Source organism: Paracoccus ferrooxidans (genome assembly GCF_029909815.1).
Taxonomy (GTDB): Bacteria; Pseudomonadota; Alphaproteobacteria; order Rhodobacterales; family Rhodobacteraceae; genus Paracoccus; species Paracoccus versutus.
Map to the genome: position 1 here is coordinate 2,003,127 of NZ_CP038198.1, position 25,443 is coordinate 2,028,569.

Annotated in this window: 26 protein-coding genes and 1 tRNA gene; 13 read left to right on the forward strand and 14 right to left on the reverse strand. The window is 68.6% G+C overall.

All coding sequences use genetic code 11. The features are described 5' to 3' along the window. Positions 1-12: 12 nt before the first annotated feature. The 4 genes from E3U26_RS10055 to E3U26_RS10070 form a co-directional block, all read right to left on the reverse strand. Positions 13-795, reverse strand: a complete 783-nt coding sequence (locus E3U26_RS10055) for a hypothetical protein (protein WP_243783583.1) — start codon at positions 793-795, stop codon at positions 13-15. Between the two features lie 9 nt (positions 796-804). Next, entirely contained in the window at positions 805-2,298 is a 1,494-nt protein-coding gene (locus tag E3U26_RS10060) for an NAD(P)-dependent oxidoreductase (RefSeq protein WP_036751906.1), read from the reverse strand. Positions 2,299-2,451: 153 nt separating this feature from the next. Further along, positions 2,452-3,255 carry an undecaprenyl-diphosphate phosphatase gene (locus E3U26_RS10065; protein WP_181180843.1) on the reverse strand — a complete coding sequence of 268 codons (804 nt, stop codon included), beginning with the start codon at positions 3,253-3,255 and terminating at the stop codon, positions 2,452-2,454. Continuing rightward, positions 3,252-4,244 carry a complex I NDUFA9 subunit family protein gene (locus E3U26_RS10070; RefSeq protein ID WP_114535040.1) on the reverse strand — a complete coding sequence of 331 codons (993 nt, stop codon included), beginning with the start codon at positions 4,242-4,244 and terminating at the stop codon, positions 3,252-3,254. The genes E3U26_RS10065 and E3U26_RS10070 overlap by 4 nt, the downstream gene beginning before the upstream one ends. Positions 4,245-4,809: 565 nt before the next feature. Here E3U26_RS10070 and E3U26_RS10075 point away from each other — a divergent pair. Together E3U26_RS10075 and E3U26_RS10080 are read left to right on the forward strand one after the other, a co-directional pair. Further along, positions 4,810-4,894, forward strand: a tRNA-Leu gene (locus tag E3U26_RS10075). A gap of 208 nt (positions 4,895-5,102) precedes the next feature. After that, positions 5,103-5,543 (forward strand): NUDIX domain-containing protein, encoded by a 441-nt coding sequence (locus E3U26_RS10080; RefSeq protein ID WP_116223062.1) that lies wholly within the window; start codon positions 5,103-5,105, stop codon positions 5,541-5,543. A gap of 11 nt (positions 5,544-5,554) precedes the next feature. Here the strand turns inward: E3U26_RS10080 and E3U26_RS10085 are convergent, their stop codons facing one another. After that, a complete protein-coding gene (locus tag E3U26_RS10085) occupies positions 5,555-6,826 on the reverse strand; it encodes a PP2C family protein-serine/threonine phosphatase (protein WP_243783584.1) in 1,272 nt (423 codons plus the stop codon). A 119-nt stretch (positions 6,827-6,945) separates the two neighbouring features. On the opposite strand from E3U26_RS10085, the gene E3U26_RS10090 reads away from it, so the two are divergent. Next, positions 6,946-7,296: an Hpt domain-containing protein gene (locus tag E3U26_RS10090; protein WP_036751896.1), complete on the forward strand. Its 351-nt coding sequence runs from the start codon at positions 6,946-6,948 to the stop codon at positions 7,294-7,296. 7 nt (positions 7,297-7,303) lie between these two features. On the opposite strand, the gene ilvA is transcribed toward E3U26_RS10090, so the two are convergent. Both ilvA and E3U26_RS10100 read right to left on the reverse strand, forming a co-directional pair. After that, positions 7,304-8,542 carry a threonine ammonia-lyase IlvA gene (gene ilvA, locus E3U26_RS10095; protein ID WP_072461072.1) on the reverse strand — a complete coding sequence of 413 codons (1,239 nt, stop codon included), beginning with the start codon at positions 8,540-8,542 and terminating at the stop codon, positions 7,304-7,306. 78 nt (positions 8,543-8,620) lie between these two features. Beyond that, positions 8,621-9,463, reverse strand: a complete 843-nt coding sequence (locus E3U26_RS10100) for a hypothetical protein (protein WP_499104779.1) — start codon at positions 9,461-9,463, stop codon at positions 8,621-8,623. A gap of 50 nt (positions 9,464-9,513) precedes the next feature. On the opposite strand from E3U26_RS10100, the gene E3U26_RS10105 reads away from it, so the two are divergent. Next, complete coding sequence (locus tag E3U26_RS10105) at positions 9,514-10,740, forward strand: argininosuccinate synthase (protein ID WP_036751889.1); 1,227 nt, start codon at positions 9,514-9,516, stop codon at positions 10,738-10,740. Between the two features lie 49 nt (positions 10,741-10,789). Next, positions 10,790-11,323, forward strand: coding sequence for a molybdopterin adenylyltransferase (mog, locus tag E3U26_RS10110; RefSeq protein WP_243783586.1), 534 nt, complete (start codon positions 10,790-10,792; stop codon positions 11,321-11,323). Here mog and E3U26_RS10115 read toward each other — a convergent pair. The 4 genes from E3U26_RS10115 to E3U26_RS10130 form a co-directional block, all read right to left on the reverse strand. Further along, entirely contained in the window at positions 11,298-11,912 is a 615-nt protein-coding gene (locus tag E3U26_RS10115; RefSeq protein WP_243783587.1) for a nucleoside/nucleotide kinase family protein, read from the reverse strand. The genes mog and E3U26_RS10115 overlap by 26 nt on opposite strands. Positions 11,913-11,973: 61 nt before the next feature. Then, complete coding sequence (locus E3U26_RS10120; protein WP_208021261.1) at positions 11,974-12,768, reverse strand: ATP-binding cassette domain-containing protein; 795 nt, start codon at positions 12,766-12,768, stop codon at positions 11,974-11,976. Next, positions 12,765-13,838 carry an ABC transporter permease gene (locus tag E3U26_RS10125; protein WP_072461070.1) on the reverse strand — a complete coding sequence of 358 codons (1,074 nt, stop codon included), beginning with the start codon at positions 13,836-13,838 and terminating at the stop codon, positions 12,765-12,767. Before E3U26_RS10125 ends, E3U26_RS10120 begins: the two co-directional genes overlap by 4 nt. Before the next feature lie 90 nt (positions 13,839-13,928). Next, positions 13,929-14,948, reverse strand: coding sequence for a sugar ABC transporter substrate-binding protein (locus E3U26_RS10130; RefSeq protein WP_036751878.1), 1,020 nt, complete (start codon positions 14,946-14,948; stop codon positions 13,929-13,931). A 118-nt stretch (positions 14,949-15,066) separates the two neighbouring features. Here E3U26_RS10130 and E3U26_RS10135 point away from each other — a divergent pair, with 118 nt between their 5' ends. The 3 genes from E3U26_RS10135 to E3U26_RS10145 are packed head-to-tail and all read left to right on the forward strand — an operon-like array spanning position 15,067 to position 17,531. Further along, on the forward strand, positions 15,067-16,257 hold the full coding sequence (locus E3U26_RS10135; protein WP_243783588.1) for an ROK family transcriptional regulator: 1,191 nt from the start codon (positions 15,067-15,069) through the stop codon (positions 16,255-16,257). Positions 16,258-16,275: 18 nt separating this feature from the next. Further along, positions 16,276-17,187 (forward strand): DnaJ C-terminal domain-containing protein, encoded by a 912-nt coding sequence (locus tag E3U26_RS10140; RefSeq protein WP_243783589.1) that lies wholly within the window; start codon positions 16,276-16,278, stop codon positions 17,185-17,187. Further along, the gene (locus E3U26_RS10145) at positions 17,184-17,531 is read left to right on the forward strand and encodes a hypothetical protein (protein ID WP_036751871.1); all 348 of its coding nucleotides are present in this window, start codon (positions 17,184-17,186) and stop codon (positions 17,529-17,531) included. The genes E3U26_RS10140 and E3U26_RS10145 overlap by 4 nt, the downstream gene beginning before the upstream one ends. On the opposite strand, the gene E3U26_RS10150 is transcribed toward E3U26_RS10145, so the two are convergent. The 3 genes from E3U26_RS10150 to ccmI are packed head-to-tail and all read right to left on the reverse strand — an operon-like array spanning position 17,528 to position 19,427. Next, positions 17,528-17,710, reverse strand: coding sequence for a DUF1289 domain-containing protein (locus E3U26_RS10150; RefSeq protein ID WP_243783590.1), 183 nt, complete (start codon positions 17,708-17,710; stop codon positions 17,528-17,530). The genes E3U26_RS10145 and E3U26_RS10150 overlap by 4 nt on opposite strands. Next, positions 17,707-18,183, reverse strand: coding sequence for a Holliday junction resolvase RuvX (gene ruvX, locus E3U26_RS10155; protein WP_036751867.1), 477 nt, complete (start codon positions 18,181-18,183; stop codon positions 17,707-17,709). Before ruvX ends, E3U26_RS10150 begins: the two co-directional genes overlap by 4 nt. Then, positions 18,180-19,427 (reverse strand): c-type cytochrome biogenesis protein CcmI, encoded by a 1,248-nt coding sequence (gene ccmI / locus E3U26_RS10160; protein ID WP_114535100.1) that lies wholly within the window; start codon positions 19,425-19,427, stop codon positions 18,180-18,182. Before ccmI ends, ruvX begins: the two co-directional genes overlap by 4 nt. Before the next feature lie 203 nt (positions 19,428-19,630). Here ccmI and E3U26_RS10165 point away from each other — a divergent pair, with 203 nt between their 5' ends. From E3U26_RS10165 to E3U26_RS10185, 5 genes are all read left to right on the forward strand, one after another. Continuing rightward, positions 19,631-20,902: a sarcosine oxidase subunit beta family protein gene (locus E3U26_RS10165; protein ID WP_036750370.1), complete on the forward strand. Its 1,272-nt coding sequence runs from the start codon at positions 19,631-19,633 to the stop codon at positions 20,900-20,902. A 157-nt stretch (positions 20,903-21,059) separates the two neighbouring features. Next, positions 21,060-21,323, forward strand: coding sequence for a hypothetical protein (locus E3U26_RS10170; protein ID WP_243783591.1), 264 nt, complete (start codon positions 21,060-21,062; stop codon positions 21,321-21,323). Between the two features lie 301 nt (positions 21,324-21,624). After that, complete coding sequence (locus E3U26_RS10175; RefSeq protein WP_243783592.1) at positions 21,625-21,990, forward strand: sarcosine oxidase subunit delta; 366 nt, start codon at positions 21,625-21,627, stop codon at positions 21,988-21,990. Further along, positions 21,987-24,920: a sarcosine oxidase subunit alpha family protein gene (locus E3U26_RS10180; protein ID WP_243783593.1), complete on the forward strand. Its 2,934-nt coding sequence runs from the start codon at positions 21,987-21,989 to the stop codon at positions 24,918-24,920. Before E3U26_RS10175 ends, E3U26_RS10180 begins: the two co-directional genes overlap by 4 nt. Next, positions 24,913-25,431 carry a sarcosine oxidase subunit gamma gene (locus E3U26_RS10185; RefSeq protein WP_036750356.1) on the forward strand — a complete coding sequence of 173 codons (519 nt, stop codon included), beginning with the start codon at positions 24,913-24,915 and terminating at the stop codon, positions 25,429-25,431. The genes E3U26_RS10180 and E3U26_RS10185 overlap by 8 nt, the downstream gene beginning before the upstream one ends. The last annotated feature ends 12 nt before the right edge of the window (positions 25,432-25,443 follow it).

The window sequence follows — 25,443 nt, forward strand, 5'->3', positions numbered from 1 at the left end:
GTTCACAGTCCTTCACGTCCGTGCCTCCTTCGTAAGCTGCCACAGGATGTCGGCGCCCTGGCCGCCCACCATCTGCAGGTCGCAATCATATTCCGGCTTGGTCGAGCCGAAGCCGGGCTGTCCGGGGAACGAGAACGTCACCGGGCTGTCGTTGGTCTGCTGCACGGCGCCGGTCCAGTCCTCGGAGGTCTCGACCCCGCCGTAGAACCGCCCCTGCGCGCGGCTGATGAATTGCTGGCCGCGGCGCTGGATCAGCACCTGGCCGGATTCGCCATAGGTGGTCAGCTCGAAGCGCGTGACTTCCAGCGTCACCCCGTCGATCTGCACCTTTTCGCCGGTCAGCTCGTCATGGCCCACATGGCGCAGCCGCTCGCCGCTGTTCGAGCGGGTCCAGAAATCGAAATCGTCGCGCCCGGTCTCCAGCAGCGTGCTGAACGAGGCGTGGTCCTGCGCCTCGTCCTCCAGCAGGTCGGTCAGGCCGCTGCGCAGGTCGGTGCTTTCCATCCAGCGCGTCTCGCGGTCGATGCGCGACTGGAAGGTCGGGCCCTCGGGGGTGAAATAGGTCACCCGCTGGTCCCCCGGCGCATCCGAGCCGCAGCGATAATGCTGCGAGACGCTGCAACCGCGGTTCTGCACCGTGATCTCCAGCTTGCAGCCGGAAGGCGGGGTGAAATTCGCCGCCGCGGCGGGCAGGGCAGGAAGCGTCAGCATGGCTGCCATTCCTGCCGCCAGCACCATGCCACGCGCCATCGGCGCGGCGCCGGGTGCGGGGCTGGGGCGTGGTTGTCGTGCCATGGCCGCCCCCTATTCGGCCGCGACGCGGGCGGCACCCGACAGGTAGCCGGCGATGCTGTCGGCGGCCTCGCGGCCGTCGCGGATCGCCCAGACCACCAGGCTGGCGCCGCGCACGATGTCGCCCACGGCAAAGACGCCGGGCAGGCTGGTCTGGTGCGTCTGGTAATCGGCCTTGATCGTGCCCCAGCGCGTGACCTCCAGCCCATCGACGCCCCAAAGCCGCGGCAGTTCCTCGGGCTCGAAACCCAGCGCCTTGATGACCAGCTCGGCCGGCTCGTCGTAATCGGCGCCCTCGATCAGTTCCGGCGACTGCCGGCCCGAGACATCGGGCTGGCCCAGCCGCATCCGCTGCACCCGCACGGCGCTGATGGTCGGGATCTCGCCGGTGTCGTCGACGTCGCGTTCCTGCGCGACCATCGCCTCGCCGGTGACATGGCCGGTAAAGGCGCCGGGGGCGGACAGCCAGACGAACTCGACGCCTTCTTCCTCGGCGTTCTGCACCTCGCGCTGGCTGCCGGGCATGTTGGCCCGGTCGCGGCGGTAAAGGCATTTCACCGATTGCGCGCCCTGGCGGATCGCAGTCCTGACGCAATCCATGGCGGTGTCGCCGCCGCCGATGACCACGACGCGCTTGCCCTTGGCGTTCAGCTCGCCATCCTCGTAGTCGGGGATCTCGTCGCCCAGGTCCACCCGGTTCGAGGCGGTCAGGTAATCCAGCGCCCGCACCACGCCCTTGGCGGCGGCATTGTCGATGTCCAGGTCGCGGGTCTTGTAGACGCCGGTCGCGATCAGCACCGCGTCATGCTTGCCGCGGATGGCGTCGAAGCTGATGTCCTCGCCGACATTGACGTTCAGCACGAAGTCCACGCCGCCCTGGGCCAGCTGCTCCGTGCGCCGCTCGACCACCTGCTTTTCCAGCTTGAAGCCGGGGATGCCATAGATCATCAGCCCGCCGGCGCGGTCGTGGCGGTCATAGACCGTGACCTGGAAGCCCATGCGGCGCAGCCGGTCGGCGGCGGCAAGCCCGCCGGGCCCGGCGCCGATGATGCCGATGGATTCCGGTCGTTCCTGCATCGGCACGACCGGGGTGATCCAGCCCTGCTCCCAGGCGGTGTCGGTGATGTATTTCTCGATGGCGCCGATGGTGACGGTGCCGTGGCCGGACTGTTCGATGACGCAATTGCCCTCGCACAGCCGGTCCTGCGGGCAGATGCGGCCACAAATCTCGGGGAAGGTGTTGGTCTCCTGGCTGCGCAGATAGGCTTCCTGCGTGCGGCCCTCGGCGGTCAGGCGCAGCCAGTCGGGGATGTTGTTGTGCAGCGGGCAATGGCTCTGGCAATAGGGCACGCCGCATTGGCTGCAGCGGCTGGCCTGTTCCTTGGCCTTGGCTTCGGCGAACTCGCGATAGATCTCGTGGAAATCTTCCGAGCGGGATGCCGCGTCACGCTTTTCGGGCATCTCGCGCCCGATGGTGACGAATTTGAGCATCTTCTGCGTGGCCATGGCTGCGCGTCCTTCGATGACGAGGGTGTTCACAGCCTGATAAGACAGGCTGCCGTCAAAGAAAAGTCAGCACAGTTGACCTAATTAACGATTCTTCCGATCCGCCTTCACTTTTTCATGCTGCAAATGCGAAAAATGGGTCAGTATTGTTTACTATCCTGCCTGCAAAGCCAGCAGAACCACGGCCCCGACCACGATTCGCCACCAGGCGAAGAAGCCGTAGCCATAGGTCGAGACATAGTTCAGCAACCCCCGCACCACGACCACGGCGGCCAGGAAGGCGCAGACGAAGCCCAGCACGATGTTCCCGGTCGCCGCTGCGTCCAGGATGTCGCGGTTCTTGTAGAGGTCATAGACGAAAGCGCCCAGCATCGTCGGCATGGACAGGAAAAAGCTGAATTCCGCGGCAGAACGCTTGTCCGCGCCCAGAAGCAGGGCACCGACGATGGTCGCCCCCGAACGCGAGACGCCGGGAATCATCGCCAGGCACTGGATGAAGCCGATCTTCAGCGCCATGGGCAGCGGGAAATCCTCGGCCGAGAAATGGCGCGGCCGGGTCGCCATCCGGTCCACGAACAGCAGCACCACCCCGCCGACGATCAGCATGATGGCGATCAGGGCCGGGGTTTCGAACAGCACTTCCTTGATGATGCGATGCGCCAGCACGCCGATCACCACCGCGGGCAGGAAGGCCAGCAGCACCGCCAGGATGAAGCGCCGCGCGCGCGGGTCATGCGGCGCGCTGGTGAAGATCCGCCACAGCCGCCCGGAATAGACGCCCAGGATGGCCATGATGGCGCCCAGCTGGATCAGCACCTCGAAGGCGCGGCCAGGCGAATCGAAGCCCAGGAAATGCCCGGCCAGCAGCACGTGGCCGGTCGAGGACACGGGAATGAACTCGGTCAGCCCCTCCAGCAGACCAAGGGCGGCGGCAACGAGGGTGTTGTGGTCCATCAGCCGTTGCGCAGGTTCTTCGCCGAGGCGGTGATCGCCTCATATTGCCCCGAGGACCGGAAGCGCCACAGGTATTGCGCGATGATCGCGGGGGCGGCGGTCGGCTCGATCCCCAGGTCGGCAAAGGTCTTGACCTGTTCCGAGACCCGGTTGGGACGGCGCAGCAGCCGGGCCTGGTCGCGGGTCATGATGCGGTTGGTCAGAAGCCCGCCGCTGACGGTCTGCACCGTGTCCAGCACCGATCCCATCACCCCGCCCAGCCAATGCGGCAGGCCGACGATGGCGCGGCGGCGGCCGGTCGCGACCAGCACCTGCTGCGCCACCTCGCGCATGGTCAGCACATCGGGGCCGCCCAGCTCATAGATGCCGGGCCGGGCCTGTCCCGCGGCCGCCATGGCGGCGGCCTGGGCCACGTCCTCGACATAGACCGGCTGCATCGGCGTCCTGGCGCCTGGCACCAGCAGGATCGGTCCCAGCCGGGTCATCGAGGCGATGCGGTTGTAGAAATGATCGTCCGGCCCGAACATGACCGAGGGGCGCAGGATCACCGCATCGGGGCGATGCGCCAGCACCGCAGCCTCGCCCCGGCCCTTGGAGGCGGCATAGCGGCTGTCCGAATCCGGGTCCGCGCCGATGGCCGAGACATGCACGAAATGCCGGACGCCGGTTTCGGCGGCGATGCGGGCGATGCGGCCCGCGGCTTCTTCGTGGATGGCGTCGAAGGTGTTCCTGCCTTCGCGCACCATGATGCCGACGCAGTTGATCACCGCATCCGCATCGGCCATGCAGGCGGTCACGGACAGGTCGTCGCGGACGTTGCAGGGCACCGGCTCGACCTGGCCGGGCGCGCCATAGGTGCGCACCACGCCGGCTTCGTTCGGGCGGCGGACGGCGACGCGGATGCGCCAGCCCTGGGCGGCCATGATCCGTGCGATCTGCCGGCCCAGGAATCCAGACCCGCCATAAATGGTGACAAGCTTGGCTGCGGACATGCGGCGCTCCCTTCGTGCGTGCTTGATCGTTCAATACCCAAGCCTTCCGCCAGCGGCAAGCCGTGGCCGCCGGCCTGCGACGATCGGGTCCGCCTTGCCGGCCGCTTCCGGCGTGCGCCGCGCCCCTTCTACGGCCGGGCGAGGGCGGCAAACGGGCCCGGCATGAAAGACCTGTCAGGTCGCGCCATTTAGAGGTGCGGCCTTGCCGCCGCGACCGCGTGCGCCATGGGGGTCATGGCGACCGACATGGGCGGCCTGCTCTCGGTCGCCTGGGCGGGGCTGTGTGGATGACTTCGACCGCGGGAGGATCGAGCGGGTCTGTATAAGGCGAAGGGGGCGGTCATGCCGGGCCGTCCGGCTGAAGGGGGCCGGGGCCGCCTGGCCGGGGCGCGGCTTTCCGGCGCCGCCAGCCCATGGACTGCGGCCCAGAACAAGGCCAGGGCGAGGGCCTGGGCGAGGGCGTGAAACGGGGGCGTGAAAAAGATTTGCGGCCGGGCGCAGATTTTTGTCGATCCCCCGTTGACACCCCCTGCGGCTGGGCTTAATCACCCGGCTCACGCGACCTGCCCAGGTGGCGGAATTGGTAGACGCGCACGGTTCAGGTCCGTGTGCCGCAAGGCGTGGAGGTTCGAGTCCTCTCCTGGGCACCATGAACAAAAGCCGCGCAAGCCCTTGGGTTTGCGCGGCTTTTGCTTTGCGCGGCAGGGGCCCTTTCGGGCGGGCCTTGCCGCCGGTGGCGCGGTTGCATGAGTATTTGGGGAACGAAGAAGCCATGCGGAGCCGCGAAGGGCGTCGCCATGGCCTTCCCGGCCAGGAAGGGTGCCGGCAGGGCGCCGTGGGGAAAGGAAAGCAAGCCGCATGATACCGCGTTTCGGATCGCCGCCGGGGCGTCGCGCCTATCGCCTGCGTCCGGGGGCCTATGGCCTGCTGATCCGCGACGGCGCGGCGCTGCTGACCTTCCAGCAGGCGCCGCAGCCCGAGTTCCAGCTGCCCGGCGGCGGCATCGACCCAGGCGAATCGCCGCTGGCCGCGCTGCATCGCGAGGTGCGCGAGGAGACCGGCTGGAGCATCGGCAATCCGCGCCGCTTCGGCGCCTATCGGCGCTTTTGCCATATGCCGGATTACGGGTTCTGGGCGGAAAAGCTCTGCACCCTCTGGCTGGCGCGTCCGGTGGCGCGGCTGGGCGCCCCCGCCGAACCGGGGCATGAGGCGCATTGGGTGCCCCTGCGGCAGGTCGTGGAACTGTTGCCCGATCCGGGCTCGCGCGCCCTGGTGCGGGCGGCGTTGCGGCGGATCTGAGCCGCGCCTGCTCAGCCCCATGGGTGGTCGCCGTTCCTCTGCCGCTCGACCAGCACGGCCGAGATGTCGTCGCTGCGCCGGCCGCCGGCGTAATGCGCCGCCGACCAGCAGATCGATTCCAGCAGCGCATCGCCGCGCAGCGTCGCATTGGTGCGCAGGATGGCGTTCAGTCCCTCCTCGCCCAGGGGTTCGCCGCGCGCGTTCTCGCTTTCGGTCAGCCCGTCCGAGCTGATGAACAGCCTGTCGCCGGGGCCGAGCGCCAGTTGCACCTCGTCATATGCGGCATCGGGAAAGACCCCCACGGGCAGCCCGCCGCCGCCGATCCGCTCGATGCGGCCGTCGGCGTGTTGCAGCACCGGATGGGGGTGGCCCGCCTGCACCAGCCGCAGCTGGCCGGTCAGGAAGTCCAGGTCGGCATAGACCATGGTGAAATAGGATTCGATGCGCAATTCCTCGATCATCAGCGTGTTCAGGTGGCGCAGCACTTCGGCCGGGGGGCGGGCGTCGTAAAGGCCCAGGTCGGTGATGCGCAGCGCGATGTTCTGGTCCGTCCCGCCCGAAAGCAGCGCCGCCAGCCGGGCGCAAAGCAGCGCCGAGGCAACGCCATGGCCCGCCACGTCCAGCGCGAACAGCCCGATGCGGCGGGCGTTGATCGGGAAGAAGCCGACCAGGTCGCCGCCGATATGGCCGGCCGGGCGCATCAGCAGCGAGAGGTCGAAATCGCCGTAGCGGCCATGGCGTTCCCGCACCAGCCCCTGCTGAAGGCGCTGCGCCTCGCGCAGGTCGCGGTCGATCGCGGTCTGGGTTTCGCGCAGCTGGGCCAGGGTCGCGCTGAGCTGGGCATTGGCGCTGCGCAGGCTTTCCTCCATGCGCAGAATGCGTTCGCTGGCGGAAAGCCGCGCCAGCAGTTCGGCGCCCGAGACCGGCTTGGTCAGGAATTCGTCGGCGCCGGCGCGCAGCCCCTGGGCGATGTCCTTCTTGTCGTTGCGCGAGGTCAGCAGGATGAAATAGCCATAGCGGTCCGACTGCATCTCGCGGAAGCGGCGGCAGAATTCCAGCCCGCTTTGCCCCGGCATCATCCAGTCCGAGATCACGATGTCCGGCCGCCGTTCCAGGCAGATGCGCATCGCCTCGTCGCCGCTGGCCGCCTCGACCACCTGGTAGCCGGCGCGGATGAGCTGCACCGCCAGGGTCCGCCTTTGCGCCCGGCTGTCGTCGACAAGCAGCACCAGCCGCATGCTGTGCGGTATCGTCGTCGCGGCCTGGGGTTCGAGGATCATCATGCGCCAGGGTCTAGACCACGGGGTCTGAATGTTCCGTTAATCCAGACAATTTTCGCGATTAACACGTCATAGATGAAATTGCTGTTATGAAGCCCGGGTGATTCTTCCGAGGGTTGTCCATGCTGGATTGGAACCGTATCAACGAACTGCGCGGGGAGGTCGGCGATGACGAATTCCAGCTGATCCTGGAGCTGTTTCTGGACGAGGTCGAAGGCGTCATCATGCGTCTGTCGCGCCGGGACGTGCTGCAGCTGGAAACCGACCTGCATTTCCTGAAGGGATGCGCCTGGAACCTGGGCTTTACCGATTTCGGCAATCTTTGCGACGCGGGCGAACGCAAGGCCGCCGGCGGCCGGGCGGCCGAGGTCGATGTCGAATCGCTTCTGGCCAGCTATTCCGCGTCGAAACAGGCGCTGATGCGGCAACTGGACGCGGCGCTGCGCCCCGACAGGCGGGCGCGCCTTGCCTGAGCGTCGGTCAGATCAGGAATTCCGCCAGCACCGGGTCGCGGGTGATGTCGCGATAGCCGATCCCCGCCGCCTCCAGCCTTTCGCACAGCCGGGCGAGGTTTTCCGGCGCGGTGGTCTCGATGCCGATCAGGACCGAGCCGAAGTTGCGCGCCGATTTCTTCAGGTATTCGAAGCGGGCGATATCGTCCTCGGGGCCAAGCAGCTGCAGGAAGTCGCGCAGCGCGCCGGGCCGCTGCGGCATGCGCAGGATGAAATAGCGCTTGAGCCCCGAGAAACGCTGGGCGCGTTCCTTGACCTCGGGCAGGCGTTCGAAGTCGAAATTCCCGCCCGAGCAGATGCAGACCACCCGCTTGCCGGCGAGATCCGGGATGTCGCGCAGCACGTCCACCGCCAGCGCCCCGGCCGGTTCCAGCACGATGCCCTCGATGTTCAGCATCTCGAGCATGGTAGCGCAGATGCGATCCTCGGGCGCGGTATGGACGCGCTCGGCGTCGAAACCGGCAAGCGCGGCAAAGGGCAGGTCGCCGATCCGCGCCACGGCGGCGCCATCGACGAAATTGTCCACGGCGGGCAGGGTCACGGGGGCGCCGGCCAGCAGCGCCTCGCGCAGGCTGGCGCCGCCCTCTGGCTCGGCGAATTCGGCGCGGGTGCCGGGGCCCAGTTCGGCCAGCAGCCGGGTGACGCCGGCGGCCAGCCCGCCGCCGCCGACCGGCAGGACGACGACATCCGGCGCCCCGCCCAGTTGCTCGAGCAGTTCCAGCCCGACCGTGGCCTGCCCCTCGATGATGTCCGGGTCGTCGAAGGGCGACAGGAAGGTGGCGCCCTGCGCGCGGGCGAAATCCTGCGCCGCGGCCAGCGTCTGGTCGAAATAATCCCCGGTCAGCACGATCTCGATGGCGCCATTGCCGAAGATGCGGGTCTTGTCGATCTTTTGCCGGGGCGTGGTGACGGGCATGAAGATCGTGCCGCGGGTGCCGAAATGGCGGCAGGCATAGGCCATGCCCTGCGCGTGGTTGCCGGCGCTGGCGCAGACGAAATGCCCCTGCGGCCCGGCGCCGATCTTGCGCATGGCGTTGAAGGCGCCGCGCAGCTTGTAGCTGCGCACCGGCGTCAGGTCTTCGCGTTTCAGCCAGATCTCGGCACCGTATTTCGCCGAGAGGTGGTCGTTCTTCTGCAAGGGCGTCGGCTCGAAAAGGTCGCGCAGCGCGATCCCGGCCTGGCGGACAGAGGCGGCAAAGTTTTCCATGACCGGCGAATGGCGCGAAAAGCGGCGGTTGGCAAGTGGGGATGGCTTGCCGCCCTGGGCGATGCCCGCCCGCCCTGGCTAGCGGGCGGCGTCCATCTCGCAGGGCAGGACGACGGGCTGCGCGGTATCGGGCATCCAGGCAAGCACCTGCGTATCGGAATGGAAGGTGACGGCAAGGGGCCGGGACGGCATGGAAGGGAACGCGCATCGGTAGCTTTCCTGCCCATCCAGCGCGCGGACGGTGCCGGGCAGGTCGGGCATGATCGCCAGCGATGATGCCAGCGGCATCGCGATCATCGCGCTGAGCGGCAGGGCAAAGGCCATCGACCGCAGGGCTGCGCCGCCGCCCCCCGTCAGCATTTGCAAGGTAAACAGCCCGAACAGCAGCAGCATGAGCAGCGCCCCGACCCCGGCGAAGGTCAGCCAAAGGCTCATGACCGCGGTCAGCATGTCCAGGCTCATCGGAAAGGCGTCGGGCGAAACCCCGAAACTGTGCGCCAGGATGTCGCGCGCGCTCAGCCGGGCAAGCATGGCCATGCCAAGCGGAATGGCGATGGTCAGCCCCAGCCTGAAACCGGGCCAGAGCTGCAGGCTACCCATGATCGCGATGGCCCAGCCCAGCACCGCGATGCCGAAGGCCAGCGTCAGCACGGCAAGGGCGACGGGATCATGCCAGGCGGGCAGCGGCTCGACCAGCAGCGGCGGCAGGAAAAGGACCGCGGCGATGATCGCGCTGAGCCACCAGCAATCGCGAAAGACGCGCCGCAGCAGCGCGCCCGCCTGGTCCATGAAGGCATCGCGCGCCCGCCGCAGCCTGCGCCGGCACAGGATGACCCTGCTCCGGGCCCCGTGCCGAAATCCCCCCGGTTTGCCGGAAAAGCCCTGCCTGCGGTTGGGCCGCGCCCCGCTCTTGTCGGTCATCGGAAAACATCCTATTGCAACATCAACTCAAAAAACGGGGGCCATATCGCATGTCCGACGCGCCGAAGAAAGTCGTCCTTGCCTATTCGGGCGGGCTCGACACCTCGATCATCCTGAAATGGCTGCAGACCGAATATGGCTGCGAGGTCATCACCTTCACCGCCGACCTGGGCCAGGGCGAGGAGCTGGAGCCGGCGCGCCAGAAGGCCGAACTGCTGGGCATCAAGCCGGAAAACATCCATATCGTCGACGTGCGCGAGGAATTCGTGCGCGATTTCGTCTTCCCGATGTTCCGCGCCAATGCGGTCTACGAGGGGCTTTACCTGCTGGGCACCTCGATCGCCCGCCCGCTGATCTCCAAGCACCTGGTGGAAATCGCGCATCGCCACGGTGCCGATGCCGTGGCCCATGGCGCCACCGGCAAGGGCAACGACCAGGTCCGGTTCGAACTGTCGGCCTATGCGCTCGACCCCTCGATCAAGGTGATCGCGCCCTGGCGGGAATGGGACCTGACCTCGCGCACCCGGCTGATCGAATTCGCCGAAGAACACCAGATCCCGATCGCCAGGGACAAGCGCGGCGAGGCGCCCTTCTCGGTCGATGCCAACCTGCTGCACACCAGCAGCGAGGGCAAGGCGCTGGAAAACCCCGCCGAGGAAGCGCCCGACTACGTCTACCAGCGCACCGTCAGCCCCGAGGACGCGCCCGACCAGCCCGAATACATCGAGATCGGCTTCGAGCGGGGCGACGCGGTCTCGATCAACGGCGAGGCGCTGTCGCCCGCCACCATCCTGACCGCGCTGAACGAATACGGCCGCAGGCACGGCATCGGCCGGCTCGACTTCGTGGAAAACCGCTTCGTCGGCATGAAGTCGCGCGGCATCTACGAGACCCCCGGCGGCACCATCCTGCTCGAGGCGCATCGCGGCATCGAACAGATCACGCTGGACAGCGGCGCCGGCCATCTCAAGGATTCGATCATGCCGCGCTATGCAGAGCTGATCTACAACGGCTTCTGGTTCAGCCCCGAGCGCGAGATGCTGCAGGCGCTGATCGACAAGAGCCAGGAACATGTGACCGGCACCGTGCGGCTGAAGCTCTACAAGGGCAGCGTCCACACGGTCGGCCGCTGGTCGGACCATTCGCTCTACAGCGAAAAGCACGTCACCTTCGAGGACGACGCCGGCGCCTATGACCAGAAGGACGCGGCGGGCTTCATCCGGCTCAACGCGCTGCGGCTGAAGCTGGTGGCGAACCGCAACGCCAGGTTCAAGTAAGACCCACCGGCCGCGGGCAGCCCCCGCGGCCTTTTTCATGAGGCCCGCCATGTCCCGTCCCGCCCATATCGCCATCGTCACCGTCTCGGACCGCGCCGCCAGCGGCGAATACGAGGACAAGGGCGGTCCGGGGGCCGAGGACTGGCTGCGCGCCACCATCACCTCGCCCATGGACATCACGCGCCGCATCATCCCCGACGGGCGCGAGATCGTCGCCGAATGCCTGCGCGACCTGGCCGACGACCAGGGCGCCGACCTGATCCTGATCACCGGCGGCACTGGCCCGGCGCCGCGCGACCAGACGCCCGAGGCCATGGCCGACGTGATCGAAAAGGAACTGCCCGGCTTTGGCGAGGAAATGCGCCGCGCCAGCCTGCGCGAGGTGCCGACCGCCATCCTGTCGCGCCAGACCGCGGGCATCCGCGGCGCCTCGCTCATGATCACCCTGCCGGGCAACCCCTCGGCCATCGCCACCTGCCTCGACGCGGTCTTCGCGGCGGTGCCCTATTGCCTCGACCTGATCGGCGCGGCCTGGATCGAAACCGACCCCGGCCGCATCAAGGCGTTCCGGCCGAAGAAATAGGCGCGGGCCGGACCCGCAGAACGGCGGGCAGCGATTCGCGTAGCACCAGTTCGGCATTGCCGAGGTCGTTCTCCAGATGCGCCATCACTTCGGCCGGCGAACGCCCCAGCCCCTGCCAGCGCGCGGTCAGGCGCCGGCGCAGCTCCTCGATCGGCACGTCCAGCATGACCGACAGATCCCAAAGCCCGGCCAGTTCGCGCCAGGGCGCGCGGTCCAGCAGCAGGTAGTTGCCCTCGACCACCACCAGCCGGTGCCCCGTCTCGACGCGGCCGGCGCCGGCGATGGCCAGGTCCAGGCCGCGGTCGAAGACCGGATGGACCACCTCGCCCCCCGCCTTCAGTCGCCGCACCAGCGCGACGAAACCCGCGGCGTCAAAGGTCTCGGGCGCGCCCTTGCAGCCGCGCAGCCCGCCCGCCTCCAGCAGCCGGTTGTCCAGGTGGAACCCGTCCATCGGTACCAGAACCGCATCCTCCAGCCCGGCCACCAGCTGCGCGGCCAGGGTCGATTTCCCCGATCCGGGCGCACCCAGGATGGCCACGATCCGCCGGCCAGGGCCTAGCCTTGCCACAAGGTCCAGTATTTCTTCCATGCAAAAATATCCTGGGGGGAGTCCGAAGGACGGGGGGCAAAGCCCCCCGCAGCCGCGCCGTTCAGGCCGCCGTTGCCACCTCGTCCGGCACCTTTGCCCCGGTCATGAAGGCCACCGCGTCCGACATGGAATAGTCGTCCGGCCGGATCACGCAAAGGCGCCGGCCGAGCCGGTGGATATGGATGCGGTCCGCCACCTCGAAGACATGCGGCATGTTGTGCGAGATCAGGATGATCGGGATCCCGCGCGAGCGCACGTCGCGGATCAGCTCCAGCACGCGTCGGCTTTCCTTGACGCCAAGCGCCGCCGTCGGCTCGTCCAGGATCACCACCTTCGAGCCGAAGGCGGCGGCGCGGGCCACCGCCACGCCCTGGCGCTGGCCGCCCGACAGCGTCTCGACCGCCTGGTTGATGTTCTGGATCGTCATCAGCCCCAGCTCGGTCAGCTTCTCGCGGGCGAATTTCTCCATCGCCGGCCGGTCCAGCTTGCGCAGCCACTTGCCCATGATGCCGGGCTTGCGCAGCTCGCGCCCCATGAACATGTTGTCGGCGATGGACAGGGCCGGCGACATGGCCAGCGTCTGGTAGACGCATTCGATGCCATAGCCGCGCGCATCCAGCGGGCTGGCAAAGCGCACCGGCTTGCCCTCCAGCGTGATCTCGCCCTCGTCGGGCTGGACCGCGCCCGACAGCGCCTTGATCAGCGAGGACTTGCCCGCGCCGTTGTCGCCGATGACGGCCAGGATCTCGCCCGGCATCAGGTCGAAGTCGCAATGGTCCAGCGCGGTGACCTTGCCATAGCGTTTCACCAGCCCGCGGGCTTTCAGAAGCGGTTCCCCGGAAATGTTCGCGTTCATGCCGATGCCTTTCTGATCCATTGATCCACCGCCACGGCGAGGATGATGAGCAGGCCGATGAGGAAGAAGGTCCATTGCGGATCGGTGCCGACCATCTTCAGCCCCATCTCGAACACGCCGACGATCAGCGCGCCGAAGAACATGCCGACGATGGATCCGCGGCCGCCGAAGAGGCTGATCCCCCCGATCACCACCGCGGTGATGGACTGGATATTGCCCAGCTGCCCGGTCGAGGCCGAGGGCGAGACCGAACCGAAGCGGCCGATCATCACCCAGCCCGCGATGGCGCAGAAGAACCCGGCCAGCGCATAGACCTGGATCAGCACCCGCCGGGTGCGCACGCCGGCCAGTTCCGCCGCATCCGGGTCGTCGCCCACCGCATAGACATGCCGGCCCCAGGCGGTATGGCGCAGGACGTAGGCCAGGATGGCGACCAGCGCGACCATCAGGAACACCGCGTAAAGGATCTTCACCCCGCCCGGCTGGATGGAATAGCCCCAGAATTGCAGCGCCGGCGCCTCGGCGGCGATGGCCGACGAGCGGATCGTCTCGTTCGCGGAATAGATGTAGTTCGCCGCCAGGATGATCTGCCAGGTGCCCAGCGTCACGATGAAGGGCGGCAGCTTGATGCGGGCGACCAGCCAGCCGTTGGCAAAGCCCATGGCCGTGCCCGCCGCCAGCCCCAGCGCAATCGAGACCGGCGCCGGGATGCCATAGCGGAATGTGAACTGCCCCATCAGCACCGAGGAAAACACCGCGATGGCGCCGACCGACAGGTCGATCCCGGCGGTCAGCACCACCAGCGACTGCGCGCAGCCCAGGATGCCGACGATGGCGATCTGCTGCAGGATGGTGGACAGCGTCACCGCCTTGAAGAAGTTCGGTGACAGCAGGCCAAAGACGATGATCGCCGCGACCAGCACGATCATCGGCACGGCCGAGGGCGTCATGTGCAGCCAGTGCTGCAGGCGCTTCAGGGCGGTTTTCTGTTCGTGGAACTCGGCAACCTTGTCCGAGGCGCCTTGCAGGCCCTCCTCGTAGCCGGCGGCCGTCTTGGTGTCGGATGACATGGACGGTCTCCCCCCTTGCAAGACGCCGTGCAGGGCGCCGCTGCCTGTGGTCAGGGCGAGGTTTCCCCCGCCCTGCGGTTCAGTCGAGGCTCAGCCCCAGCAAAGCTCGGCGCCGCGGGCCGAGTCGATGGATTCGATGCCCTCGGCTGGCTTGTCGGTCACCAGTTGCACGCCGGTATCGGTGAAATCCTTGCCCTCGGTCGGCACGGGCTTGGTGCCGTCCTTGGCGAAGGCGGCGATGGCCTCGATGCCCTGCGACGCCATGTCCAGCGGATATTGCTGCGAGGTGGCGCCGATCACGCCGTCCTTGACGTTCTGCACGCCGGGACAGCCGCCGTCGACCGAGACGATCAGCACGTCGCCTTCGCGCCCGACGGCCTTCAGCGCCTCATAGGCGCCGGCGGCGGCCGGTTCGTTGATGGTATAGACCAGGTTGATGTCGGGATCCTTGGCCAGCAGCGTCTCCATCGCCTTCAGCCCGCCTTCCTCGTTGCCCGAGGTGACTTCGTGGCCGACGATGCGCGGGTCGGTCTCGTCGCCCCATTTCTCGGGGTCGCCCAGCTCGATGCCGAAGCCCTGCAGGAAGCCCTGGTCGCGCAGCACGTCGACCGAGGGCTGCGAGATCGCCAGGTCCAGAAGCGCGATCTTGGCCTCGGCCGCCGCATCGCCCATGGTGGCCTTGGCCCATTGGCCGATCAGCTCGCCGGCCTTGAAATTGTCGGTGGCGAAGGTCGCGTCCGCCGCATCGACCGGGTCCAGCGGCGTGTCCAGCGCGATGACCAGCAGCCCGGCATCGCGCGCCGCCTGGAGGGAATCGACGATGGCCTTGGTGTCCGAGGCGGTGATCAGGATGCCCTTGGCGCCGTCCGCGATGCAGGCCTCGACCGCCGAGACCTGGCTTTCGTGGTCGCCGTCGATGCGGCCGGCATAGGATTTCAGCTCAAGCCCCAGCTCGGCGGCCTTGGCCTGCGCGCCTTCCTTCATCTTCACGAAGAAGGGGTTGGTGTCGGTCTTGGTGATCAGGCAGGCGCTGTCGGCCTGCGCCATGCCGGCGATCAGGGTCAGGGCCGTGCCCGCCAGCGCCGCGCGCAGCAGTTTGGTCTTGGTCATGATGTCCTTCCTCCTCTGGGCGGGTCTGACCGCCGCCTCCTGTAAAAGGCTGCCGAAGAAACGGGGGCTTGTCAATAAATCAATTTCGTTGATTTAATAGGGGAGGGAGGAAGCGACCATGCCGAACACCAATCCGGCGGCGACGCCGCAGGGGGTCCGCAGCCAGAACGAGCGGCTGATCCTGTGGCTGATTCGCCGCAACGGGCCGATGCCGCGCGCCGCGCTGGCCCAGGCCACGGGCCTGTCTGCGCAGGCCGTCACCAACATCACCCGCGAGTTGATCGCCGCGGGCCTGCTGGATGCGAGGGGCGAGCGGCGGCGCGGCAAGGTCGGCCAGCCGCTACTGCCGCTGGCCCTGGCGCCGGAGGGGGCGCTGTTCCTGGGCCTCAAGGTCGGGCGCCGGGTGGCCGAGCTGGTGCTGGTCGATTTCGCCGGCGGCATCCGGCAGATGCGGGTGCTGCCCCATGCCTATCCGCAGCCCGACGCGATTCGCGACTTCGCCGTCGCCGGCGCGGCCGAGATCCTGGCCGAATTGACCCAAGCGCAGCGCGCGCGGCTGTCGGGCATGGGCATCGCCAGCCCCTTCTACCTGTGGGACTGGGCCGAGGAGATGGCCCCCTGGCGCGGCCGCGACCTGCGCGCCGAACTGGCGCAGGCGCTGGACCTGCCGGTCTGGCTGGAGAATGACGGCTCCTGCGCCTGCGGGGCCGAGATGATGTTCGGCACCCAGGAATTGCCGCAGGATTTCCTGTATTTCTATGTCGCGCATTTCGCCGGCGGCGGCGTGGTGCTGGACGGGCGGCTGCGGCTGGGGCCGTCGCGCAATGCCGGGGCGATGGGCTCCTATCCGGTGCCGGGGGGGCGGCAGGTGCTGGACGTGGCCTCGATTTCCGTGCTGGAATCGGCCTTGGGGGGCGACCTGCCGCTGGACGATGCGGCCTGGGATCTGCCGGCCGGTATCGTCCGGGAATGGCTGGACGAATCGGCGCGGGTGCTGTCCCATGCGGCTCTGGGGGCGGTGGCGGTGCTGGACCTGCCGCTGGTGGTGATCGACGGCGCCATGCCGGCCGCGCTGCGGGCCGGGCTGGTGCAGGCGACCGCGGCCAGCCTGGCCGGGATGCGCCACCACGGCGTCACCCTGCCCGAGGTGCGCGCCGGAACCCTGGGCCGCCGGGCCCGCACGCTGGGGGCGGCCGCGCTGCCGCTGGGGGCGGGCTTCCTGCCGGGCGGCAGTTTCTCGGCCCCGCGGCCGGGCCGGAACGGGCATGAAACCCAGGGTGCGCCCGCGCGTTCCCGTGACGACAGGTGAAGAAAGGAAGCCGCGGCCATGGCCGACGATCCATACAAGGCGCTGGGGCTGGGCAAGAACGCCAGCCAGGACGACATCAAGCGGGCCTATCGCCGGATCGCCAAGACCGACCACCCGGACCTCAATCCCGATCCTGCCGCGCATGAGCGCTTCAAGGCCGCCTCTTCCGCCTATGACCTGCTGAAAGACCCCGAGCAGCGCGCCCGCTTCGACCGCGGCGAGATCGACGCCCAGGGGCAGGAGCAGCCGCAGCGGCATTACTATCGCGAATATGCCGAATCGGGCGACAACCCCTATCGCCAGCCGCATGGGTTCGACGATCTGTCGGACGTGTTCTCGGACCTGTTCGGCGGCCGTGCCGGCGGCGGCGGCCGGCGCGGCGGGGCGCGCAGCTTCGACATGCGCGGCCCCGACCAGCGCTTTACCCTGGAGATCGACTTCATGAGCGCGGCCCGCGGCGGTTCGACCCGGATCACCATGCCCGACGGCAGCGTGCTGGAGGTCAAGATCCCCGAGGGCGCGCATGACGGCCAGGTCATCCGCCTGCGCGGCAAGGGCGGTCCCGGCATGGGCAATGGCGAGCCGGGCGACGCGCTGCTGACCCTGATCGTGGCCGAGGATCCCGACTGGAAGCGCGACGGCAACGATGTCGAGACCACGCTGCCCATCACCATCGACGAGGCCGTGCTGGGCGGCAAGGTCGAGGCGCAGACCATCGACGGCCCGGTGATGCTGACCGTCCCGCGCGGCGCCAGCTCCGGCCAGAAGCTGCGGCTGAAGGGCCGCGGCATCAGGGGCGCGGACGGGCGGCGCGGCGACCAGCATGTCGTGCTGAAGATCGTGATGCCGCCCAGGGTCGACGACGAATTGGCCCGCTTCATCGAAGAGTGGCGCCAGAACCATGCCTATGATCCGAGGAGGGGAAAATGACCCAGCCCCATCATACCCTGGCCGAGACGCTGGAGGCGATCAGCGACCTGACGCCCGAGCAGCTGGAGCGCTATATCCGCGCCGGCGTGGTCGTGCCGGTGCAATCCGAACAGGGTCCGCTGTTTCGCGACATCGACCTGGCGCGGCTGAGCCTGGTCGTCGACCTGGCCGAGGGCTATCACCTGGACGAAGAGGCGCTGGCCCTGGTGCTGTCGCTGGTCGACCAGCTGCACGGGCTCAGGGGCGACATGCGGGCGATCCTGGACGCGGTGGCGCGCGAGCCGGTCGAGACGCGGGTGCGGCTCAAGGCCGCGATCCGCGAGGTGCGGGTGGTGACGCGCTAGTCCGCCTTGCCGCAGGCGGGCAGGGCGCGGGAGGGCAGTTCGGCCATGATCGCCAGCCGCTCGGCCTCGGTCAGGCGGCCCCAGCCGGCGATCTCGTCGATGCTGCGCAGGCAGCCGGTGCAAAGCCGGCTTGCCGGCTCGATCCGGCAGATGTTGACGCAAGGCGTCGAGGGCTTCATCCGCCGGCCCCCAGGAAGCGCAGCCGGTCCAGCGCGCCTTGCAGGATATAGCCGGCCGCGACCTGGTCGATGACCTCGGCGCGGCGCTTGCGCGAGGTGTCGCCCTCGAGCAGCGCGCGTTCGGCGGCGACGGTCGACAGCCGCTCGTCCCAGAAGGTGATCGGCAGCGGCGTCAGCCGTTCCAGGTTGCGGGCAAAGGCGCGGGTCGATTGCGCCCGCGGCCCCTCGCTGCCGTCCATGTTGCGCGGCAGGCCCAGCACCAGCCCGACCAGCGCCCGGTCGGCGGCGATCTGCAGCAGCGCCTGCGCATCGACGGTGAACTTCGTGCGCCGGATCACCGTCAGCGGCGAGGCGACGCTGCGCAGCCCGTCGCTGACCGCGACGCCGATGGTCTTGGTGCCCAGGTCCAGCCCGGCGACGGCGCCGGTGCGGGGCAGGGCTGCGGCGAAGCTCTCGACGTTCTCGCAGATCATTCCAGCCCGGCCTGTTTTGCCGCCGCCTCGATCACCTCCAGCGCCGCGGCATCGCCGGCGAACTGCTTGCGCGCCTCGCCCAGGATGTCGCCGGCATGGTCCTTTTGCCCGATCACCGGCAGGGACGAGATCAGCCGCGCCCATTCCTCGGGCGTGCCGCCCTGGGTCGCCAGCCGGGTCTCCAGCCCCTTGACCATGCCCTCGACCATCTGCTGGCGCTCTTCGGCGGTCATTTCCTCGGCCGCGGCCATGGCGTCGGCATCCGGGCCGGGCATCGCGGGCAGGCTGGGCATGCCCGGCGTGCCCGAGGCGGCGGGTTCCGGCGGGGTATAGTCCGGGTGGCCGGCAAACCAGGCCAGATCCTGGATCGAGCCCCGGATCGGCGCGATCCAGGGCGCGTCCTCGGGGCCTTCGGCCAGCAGCCGGGCCCAGACCGGAAACGCCTGGTCGGGCCGGCCGTTCTGCAGGTGCAGCAGCCCGGCCATGAAGCGCGCCTGCGGATTGCGGGCATCGCGCGCCAGGGCTTGGGCCACGGTATCCTCGGCCTCGCGGGTGATGATGCCGCCCGCCGCCTCGATCGTCAGCCCGGCCAGCCGCGCCAGATCCTCGGCGCTGGCCTTGTCGCCGCGCAGGGCAACCAGCCGGCGCTGCGCATCCTTGGCGGCGACCAGGTTGCCCAGCCGCTCCTCGTGCTCGGCCAGAAGCTCCAGCCCGCGCGGGTCGTTGGGGTTCTTCATGACCGCCTCGCGCAGCCGCTCGATCAAGGCGACATAGTCGGCATCGGGCTCGGGGCGGGCGGGGCGGGGGGCCTGCGCCTCGGCCTCGGCCTGGCTGGGGCGGGTGTCGTAAAGCTCCTGCGCCTGGGCGATGCGCTGCGCGATGGGGGCGTCGGGCCGGTCGGGCTGGCCCAGGCGCTGGTAGGTCAGAAAGGCCCCGCCCAGCAGCACGGCCAGCAGCGCCAGCGCCGCCCAGCCGCCGGCGCTGCGCCGGGTGGTGCCGGCGCGTTCCAGCGCGCGGTCGGCGGCCAGCACCTTGCGCCCGATCTCGACCCGCAGCCGCTCGGCATCCGCCGCGTCGATCACGCCGCGCTCCAGATCGCGCTCGACCTCGCGCAGCTGGTCGCGATAGATTCGCAGGTCATAGGCGGCGGCGGGCTCGGCCGCCTCGCCCTGCCGGCGCAGAAGCGGCGCGGCGATGGCCACGGCCACCACCCCCGCCAGCGCGGCGCAGATGATCCAGAACATCGGCTTCCTCTCTTTGGCTGGTCCGGTGATAGCGGTTTTCCGCTGGCCGAGAAAGTCAAAGCCCTGCGACAAATCGCGAACTGGACCGCGGGACATCTGCGCCGACCCCTGACGCAATTCGACAATCGCCCCGTCGCAACGCGGCTTGCCCGAAAACCGCCCTCGCTTCACTCTGCATGGATCGAGTCGCAAGAGGTTCCCCCATGCCCGCATCTGCAAGTTCCAGCACCGGCCGCTATTCGGTCTTTGCCATCGCGAAAGAGGCGATGCGGCTGCATACCGGCTGGAAACGCGCCTGGGCCAGCCCCGAGCCCAGGAAGAAATACCAGGTCGTCATCGTCGGCGCCGGCGGCCACGGCCTGGCCACCGCCTATTACCTGGGCAAGAATTTCGGCATCACCGATGTCGCGGTGATCGAAAAGGGCTGGCTGGGCGGCGGCAACACCGGCCGCAACACCACCATCATCCGGTCGAACTACCTGCAAGACCCGTCGGCGGCGATCTATGACAAGGCGCTGAAGCTTTATGAAAACCTGTCGCAGGATCTGAACTACAACATCATGTTCAGCCCGCGCGGCCTTCTGATGCTGGCGCAGACCGAGCATGAGGTGCGCGGCTACAAGCGCACCGTCTATGCCAACCAGCTGCAGGGCGTGGCGACCGAATGGGTCAGCCCCAAGCGCATCAAGGACATGCTGCCGATCATCAATATCGAGGGGCCGCGCTATCCGGTCCTGGGCGGGCTTTACCAGGAGCGCGGCGGCACCGCTCGCCACGACGCCGTGGCCTGGGGCTATGCCCGCGCCTGCTCGGCCATGGGCATGCATATCATCCAGAACTGCGAAGTGACCGGCATCGAGACCGAAAACGGCCAGGTCAGGGCGGTGAACACCGGCAAGGGCCGGATCGAATGCGACAAGCTGGCGCTGATCGCCGCCGGCCACAGCTCGGTCCTGGCCGAGATGGCGGGCTTCCGCCTGCCCATCGAATCGCTGGCGCTGCAGGCGCTGGTGAGCGAGCCGATCAAGCCCTGCTGCGACCTGGTCATCATGGCCAACACCGTCCACGGCTACCTGTCGCAATCCGACAAGGGCGAGATGGTGATCGGCGGCGGCACCGACGGCTTCAACAACTACACCCAGCGCGGCTCCTGGCACCATGTCGAGGAAACCGTGCGCGCGCTGATCGAGACCTTCCCGATGCTGTCGCGGCTCAAGATGCTGCGGCAATGGGGCGGGATCGTCGACATGACCGGCGACCGCTCGCCCATCCTGTCGGCCACGCCGGTCGGCAACATCTTCGTCAACTGCGGCTGGGGCACCGGCGGCTTCAAGGCCATCCCCGGCTCGGGCTGGGCCATGGCGGAACTGGTGGCCAAGGGCCAGCCGGGTCCGCTGGCCGCCGATTTCGGGCTGAACCGCTTCGTCCAGGGCCGCTTCATCGACGAAAGCGTCGCCGCGGGGGTGGCGCATTGATGCGCAGCGCGGGCATGATCCTGCCGGCGCATGCGGTTTTTGGGCCGATTTTTGCCCAAGTGCCGGTTGCGACGGAAAATTTTTCGCAAGGGTTGGGAAACTGTTCCTCGTCTGGTGAATTGTTGGATTACGTCACCATGACCAAGGAGTTTTCTTCATGGCCGAACAGAACAAGAGCAACCTCTGGCTCATCGTCGGCGTCGTCGTCGTCGTGCTGGTCGTCATTTACTGGTTCGTGTCTTCAGGCACCGAGCCAACCGCGACCGAGCCGCCGACCGCGCCGGCCGTCTCGTCCGAACCCGCACCGGTCGATGACGGCGCCGTCTCGGTCGAGCCGCCGGCCGATGCTGCTCCGGCCGATCCCGCTGCTCCCGCTGCTCCCGCCCCGGCCGAGCCTGCCACCCCGGCTCCGGCCAACTAAGGCGCCCCTTTCGGCGCCTTCGGGCGCCCTCTCTCTCCAGGGCCGGGGGGCGATTTGCCCCTCGGCTTCTGGCCATGCCGTGTTCGGCGGCCGCGCGGGCTGCCCCGGCGATGACCTGCTGCGCCCAAGCGCGGCGCACCCGCGCCCCCTCTCTGCAAGCCGCAAAGCCCGCGCCGCCGCGCCGGGCATTGCCGGCTGCGCGCCCTTCATCGACCTTTCGCTTTCCATTGCCGCCATGCGCGCCCGGCCGACCCCCTGGGCGCCGGCCCGCCTGCGCGTCCTGCCGCCCAAGGAGTGATCCATGCTGACCCTGACCTGTCCCTATTGCGGCGTCGCGGCCGAGGAAACCGAGCTGCAGCCCGGCGGCGAGGCGCATCTGAAGCGCTTCGGCCCCGGCTCGTCCGATGCCGAGTTCGAGGCCTATCTGTTCGCCCGCAAGAACCCCAAGGGCGTGCATTTCGAACGCTGGCGCCATGCCTATGGCTGCGGCAAGTGGTTCATGGCGGCGCGTGACACCGCCACGCTTCAGGTCTTTGGCACCTACAGCGCCCAGACCCCGTATCCCACGCCCGAGATCGTCGCCGCAGTCCAGGCCGTCCGCCCGGATTGGCAGCCCGACTGGACGCCCGCCACCGCCGAAACCCCCGCCGAAAGCCTGAACGCATGACCCAGACCGGACCCTTCCGCCTGCCGCGCGGCGGCCGCCTGATCGACCGCGCCTATCAACTGCCCTTCCGCTTCGACGGCCGCCAGATGCGCGGGGTCGCGGGCGACACGCTGGCCTCGGCCCTGCTGGCGAACGGCCAGCTGATGATGGGCCGCAGCTTCAAGTATCACCGCCCGCGCGGCCCGATCGCCTCGGGCGCGGAAGAGCCGAACGCGCTGCTGGGCCTTGGCCAGGGCGGCCGGTTCGAGCCGAACCAGCGCGCCACCACCACGCCGCTGGTCGGCGGCATGGCCACCACCAGCCAGAACTGCTGGCCCAGCCTGAACGCCGACATCGGCGCGATCAACAACTGGATGTATCGCTTTTTCCCGGCGGGCTTCTATTACAAGACCTTCATGCATCCGCGCCCGTTCTGGAAGCATGTGTTCGAGCCGATCATCCGCCGCTCGGCCGGCCTGGGCAAGGCGCCGACCGAGGCCGACCCGGACAAGTACGAACAGGCCTATGCCCATGTGGACGTGGTGGTCGTCGGCGGCGGCATCGCCGGGCTGACCGCAGCCCGCGACGCGGGCCGCGAGGGCAAATCGGTCTGGCTGGTCGAGCAGACGCCGCATTTCGGCGGCCGCACCCCCACCGACCATGCCGAGGGCCAGGCCCGCGTCGATGCGCTGCTGGCCGAGCTGCGGGGGATGGCCAATGTCACCCTGCGCCGCTCGACCCAGGCGACCGGGCTTTACGACCACGGCTATCTGCTGGTGCGGGAATCGCTGGCCGACCACGACCCGAACGCCGGCATTCCGCGCCAGCGCCTGTGGCGCCTCCGCGCGGGCCATGTGATCGTCGCCACCGGCGCGCTGGAGCGGCCGCTGAGCTTTGCCGGCAACGACGTGCCGGGCGTGATCCTGGCCTCGGCCGTGCGGGATTACATCGACAATTACGGCGTGGCGCCGGGCCGCCGGATCGTCGTCGTCACCAATAACGACGATGCCTATCGCACCGCGCTGGTGGCGCTGGATGCGGGGCTGGAAGTCGCCGTGGTGATCGACGCGCGCAGCACGGCCGAGGGCGCGCTGCCCGCGGCTGTCCGCGCCCGCGGCGTGCGCGTCCTGACCGGCAGCGCCGTTGCCGGCATCAAGGGCGGCCAGGCGGTCGAGGCGGTCAAGATCTGCGCCCATTCCGGTTCGGGCCAGGTGACCGAGACCGTGGATGCCGATTGCGTCGCCATGTCCGGCGGCTGGTCGCCGGTGGTCCACCTGTGGAGCCATTGCGGCGGCAAGCTGAACTGGTCCGACGCGCAGTCGATGTTCGCGCCCGATCCGAACCGCCCCCCGACCGGGGCCGACGGCAAGGCGATGGCCAGCTGCGTGGGTGCGGCGGCGGGCGACCTGCTGGTCTCGGAGTTGACCGGGGCGCAGGCCGAGGCGGCGACCATGCCGGTCTGGGTCATGCCGGCCCACGCCACGCGCAAGATGAAGTTCAAGATGTGGCTCGACTTCCAGAACGACGTGAAGGTCTCGGATGTCGAACTGGCCGCGCAGGAAGGCTATCACAGCGTCGAGCATACCAAGCGCTATACCACGCTGGGCATGGCGACCGACCAGGGCAAGGTCAGCAACATCAACGGCTTGGCCGTGCTGTCCAATGCGCTGAACCAGCCGATCCCGGCCACGGGCACGACGACCTTCCGCCCGCCCTATACGCCGCTGACGCTGGGCACCATCGCCGGCGAGGCGCGGGGCGAGATCTTCCAGCCCTTGCGCAAGACGCCGATGCATGGCTGGCACGAGGCGCAGGGCGCCTTCTTCGAGCCGGTGGGCCATTGGCGCCGCCCCTATTGCTACCCCAAGGGCGGCGAAAGCCATGGCGACGCGGTGGCGCGCGAGATCCGCGCGGTGCGCGCCTCGGTCGGCACGCTCGACGCCTCGACCCTGGGCAAGATCATCGTCAAGGGCCCGGATGCGGGCAAGTTCCTCGACATGATGTATACCGGCATGATGTCCACCCTGCCGGTCGGCAAGTGCCGCTATGGCCTGATCTGCAACGAGAACGGCTTCCTCATCGACGACGGCGTGGCCGCGCGGCTCAGCGAGGACACCTGGCTGGTCCACACCACCACCGGCGGCGCCGACCGCATGCACGGCCATTTCGAGGACTGGCTGCAATGCGAATGGTGGGACTGGAAGGTCTGGACCGCCAACGTCACCGAGCAATGGGCGCAGGTCGCCGTGGTCGGCCCCAAGGCCCGCGTGCTGCTGGAACGGCTGGGCGGCCAGATCGACCTGTCGCCCGAGGCGCTGCCCTTCATGGGCTGGATCGAGGGCGAGATCGCCGGCATCCCGGCGCGGGTCTATCGCATCAGCTTCTCGGGCGAGCTTTCCTTCGAGGTGGCGGTGCCCGCGAACCGGGGCCTGGAGCTTTGGGAAAAGCTGCATGAGGCCGGGCGCGACCTGAACATCACCCCCTACGGCACCGAGGCCATGCACGTCATGCGCGCCGAAAAGGGCTTCATCATGATCGGCGACGAAACCGACGGCACGGTGATCCCGCAGGATCTGGGCATGTCCTGGGCGATCAGCAAGAAAAAGACCGACTATATCGGCAAGCGTGCGCAAGAGCGCAGCTTCATGACCGATCCCGGCCGCTGGAAGCTGGTGGGCCTGGAAAGCGTGGACGGCCGGGTGCTGCCCGACGGGGTCTATGCGGTCGACCAAGGCGTGAACGCCAATGGCCAGCGCAAGGTGCAGGGCCGCGTGACCTCGACCTACATCTCGCCGACGCTCGACCGGCCCATCGCCATGGGCCTGGTGCGGCAGGGGCCGGACCGCATGGGCGAGGTGCTGGAATTCCCCGTCGCGGGTCAGGAAAGCTACAAGGCGCGGATCGTCGATCCGGTCTTCTATGACAAGGAAGGGAGCCGGGCGAATGGCTGAGGCACTGGCGAAGATCTCTCAGGTGCAGGACTGGGGCATGATCCAGATCCGCGCCGACCTGGCGCGGGCGGGCGATGCCATCGCCGGGGCGGCAGGGGTCGCGCTGCCCGAACAGGGCCGCATCACCACCGACGGCAGCCGTTCGCTTGGCTGGATGTCGCCGGACGAGCTGCTGCTGATCCTGCCGCGGGCCGAGACGGCCGAGGCGCTGGCCGCGTTGCAGGACGCGCTTGCGACCGAGCACGCGCTGGCGCTGGATGTCAGCGACATGCGCGCGGTGTTCCGTATCCAGGGCGCCCGCGCGCTGGACGTGCTGATGAAGCTGTGCCCGACCGACCTGGCGGCCATGCCCGAGGACGGGCTGCGCCGCACCCGCGCGGCCCAGGTCGCCTGCGGCATCTGGCGCGAGCCGGGCGGCTATGTGCTGATCGGCTTCCGCTCGGTCACGGACTATCTGCGCGGCATCCTGACCGGCGCGGCGGCGCCGGGCACGCAGCTTAGCCCGCGCTAGGACTTGTGGCTG

What these genes read in the sequence shown, in the direction of transcription:
- E3U26_RS10055 (WP_243783583.1), bottom strand. Translation starts at nt 795, where the DNA reads ATGGCACGACAACCACGCCCCAGCCCCGCACCCGGCGCCGCGCCGATG.
- E3U26_RS10060 (WP_036751906.1), bottom strand. Translation starts at nt 2,298, where the DNA reads ATGGCCACGCAGAAGATGCTCAAATTCGTCACCATCGGGCGCGAGATG.
- E3U26_RS10070 (WP_114535040.1), bottom strand. Translation starts at nt 4,244, where the DNA reads ATGTCCGCAGCCAAGCTTGTCACCATTTATGGCGGGTCTGGATTCCTG.
- E3U26_RS10080 (WP_116223062.1), top strand. Translation starts at nt 5,103, where the DNA reads ATGATACCGCGTTTCGGATCGCCGCCGGGGCGTCGCGCCTATCGCCTG.
- E3U26_RS10085 (WP_243783584.1), bottom strand. Translation starts at nt 6,826, where the DNA reads ATGATGATCCTCGAACCCCAGGCCGCGACGACGATACCGCACAGCATG.
- E3U26_RS10090 (WP_036751896.1), top strand. Translation starts at nt 6,946, where the DNA reads ATGCTGGATTGGAACCGTATCAACGAACTGCGCGGGGAGGTCGGCGAT.
- ilvA (WP_072461072.1), bottom strand. Translation starts at nt 8,542, where the DNA reads ATGGAAAACTTTGCCGCCTCTGTCCGCCAGGCCGGGATCGCGCTGCGC.
- E3U26_RS10100 (WP_499104779.1), bottom strand. Translation starts at nt 9,463, where the DNA reads ATGACCGACAAGAGCGGGGCGCGGCCCAACCGCAGGCAGGGCTTTTCC.
- E3U26_RS10105 (WP_036751889.1), top strand. Translation starts at nt 9,514, where the DNA reads ATGTCCGACGCGCCGAAGAAAGTCGTCCTTGCCTATTCGGGCGGGCTC.
- mog (WP_243783586.1), top strand. Translation starts at nt 10,790, where the DNA reads ATGTCCCGTCCCGCCCATATCGCCATCGTCACCGTCTCGGACCGCGCC.
- E3U26_RS10115 (WP_243783587.1), bottom strand. Translation starts at nt 11,912, where the DNA reads ATGGAAGAAATACTGGACCTTGTGGCAAGGCTAGGCCCTGGCCGGCGG.
- E3U26_RS10120 (WP_208021261.1), bottom strand. Translation starts at nt 12,768, where the DNA reads ATGAACGCGAACATTTCCGGGGAACCGCTTCTGAAAGCCCGCGGGCTG.
- E3U26_RS10125 (WP_072461070.1), bottom strand. Translation starts at nt 13,838, where the DNA reads ATGTCATCCGACACCAAGACGGCCGCCGGCTACGAGGAGGGCCTGCAA.
- E3U26_RS10130 (WP_036751878.1), bottom strand. Translation starts at nt 14,948, where the DNA reads ATGACCAAGACCAAACTGCTGCGCGCGGCGCTGGCGGGCACGGCCCTG.
- E3U26_RS10135 (WP_243783588.1), top strand. Translation starts at nt 15,067, where the DNA reads ATGCCGAACACCAATCCGGCGGCGACGCCGCAGGGGGTCCGCAGCCAG.
- E3U26_RS10140 (WP_243783589.1), top strand. Translation starts at nt 16,276, where the DNA reads ATGGCCGACGATCCATACAAGGCGCTGGGGCTGGGCAAGAACGCCAGC.
- E3U26_RS10145 (WP_036751871.1), top strand. Translation starts at nt 17,184, where the DNA reads ATGACCCAGCCCCATCATACCCTGGCCGAGACGCTGGAGGCGATCAGC.
- E3U26_RS10150 (WP_243783590.1), bottom strand. Translation starts at nt 17,710, where the DNA reads ATGAAGCCCTCGACGCCTTGCGTCAACATCTGCCGGATCGAGCCGGCA.
- ruvX (WP_036751867.1), bottom strand. Translation starts at nt 18,183, where the DNA reads ATGATCTGCGAGAACGTCGAGAGCTTCGCCGCAGCCCTGCCCCGCACC.
- ccmI (WP_114535100.1), bottom strand. Translation starts at nt 19,427, where the DNA reads ATGTTCTGGATCATCTGCGCCGCGCTGGCGGGGGTGGTGGCCGTGGCC.
- E3U26_RS10165 (WP_036750370.1), top strand. Translation starts at nt 19,631, where the DNA reads ATGCCCGCATCTGCAAGTTCCAGCACCGGCCGCTATTCGGTCTTTGCC.
- E3U26_RS10170 (WP_243783591.1), top strand. Translation starts at nt 21,060, where the DNA reads ATGGCCGAACAGAACAAGAGCAACCTCTGGCTCATCGTCGGCGTCGTC.
- E3U26_RS10175 (WP_243783592.1), top strand. Translation starts at nt 21,625, where the DNA reads ATGCTGACCCTGACCTGTCCCTATTGCGGCGTCGCGGCCGAGGAAACC.
- E3U26_RS10180 (WP_243783593.1), top strand. Translation starts at nt 21,987, where the DNA reads ATGACCCAGACCGGACCCTTCCGCCTGCCGCGCGGCGGCCGCCTGATC.
- E3U26_RS10185 (WP_036750356.1), top strand. Translation starts at nt 24,913, where the DNA reads ATGGCTGAGGCACTGGCGAAGATCTCTCAGGTGCAGGACTGGGGCATG.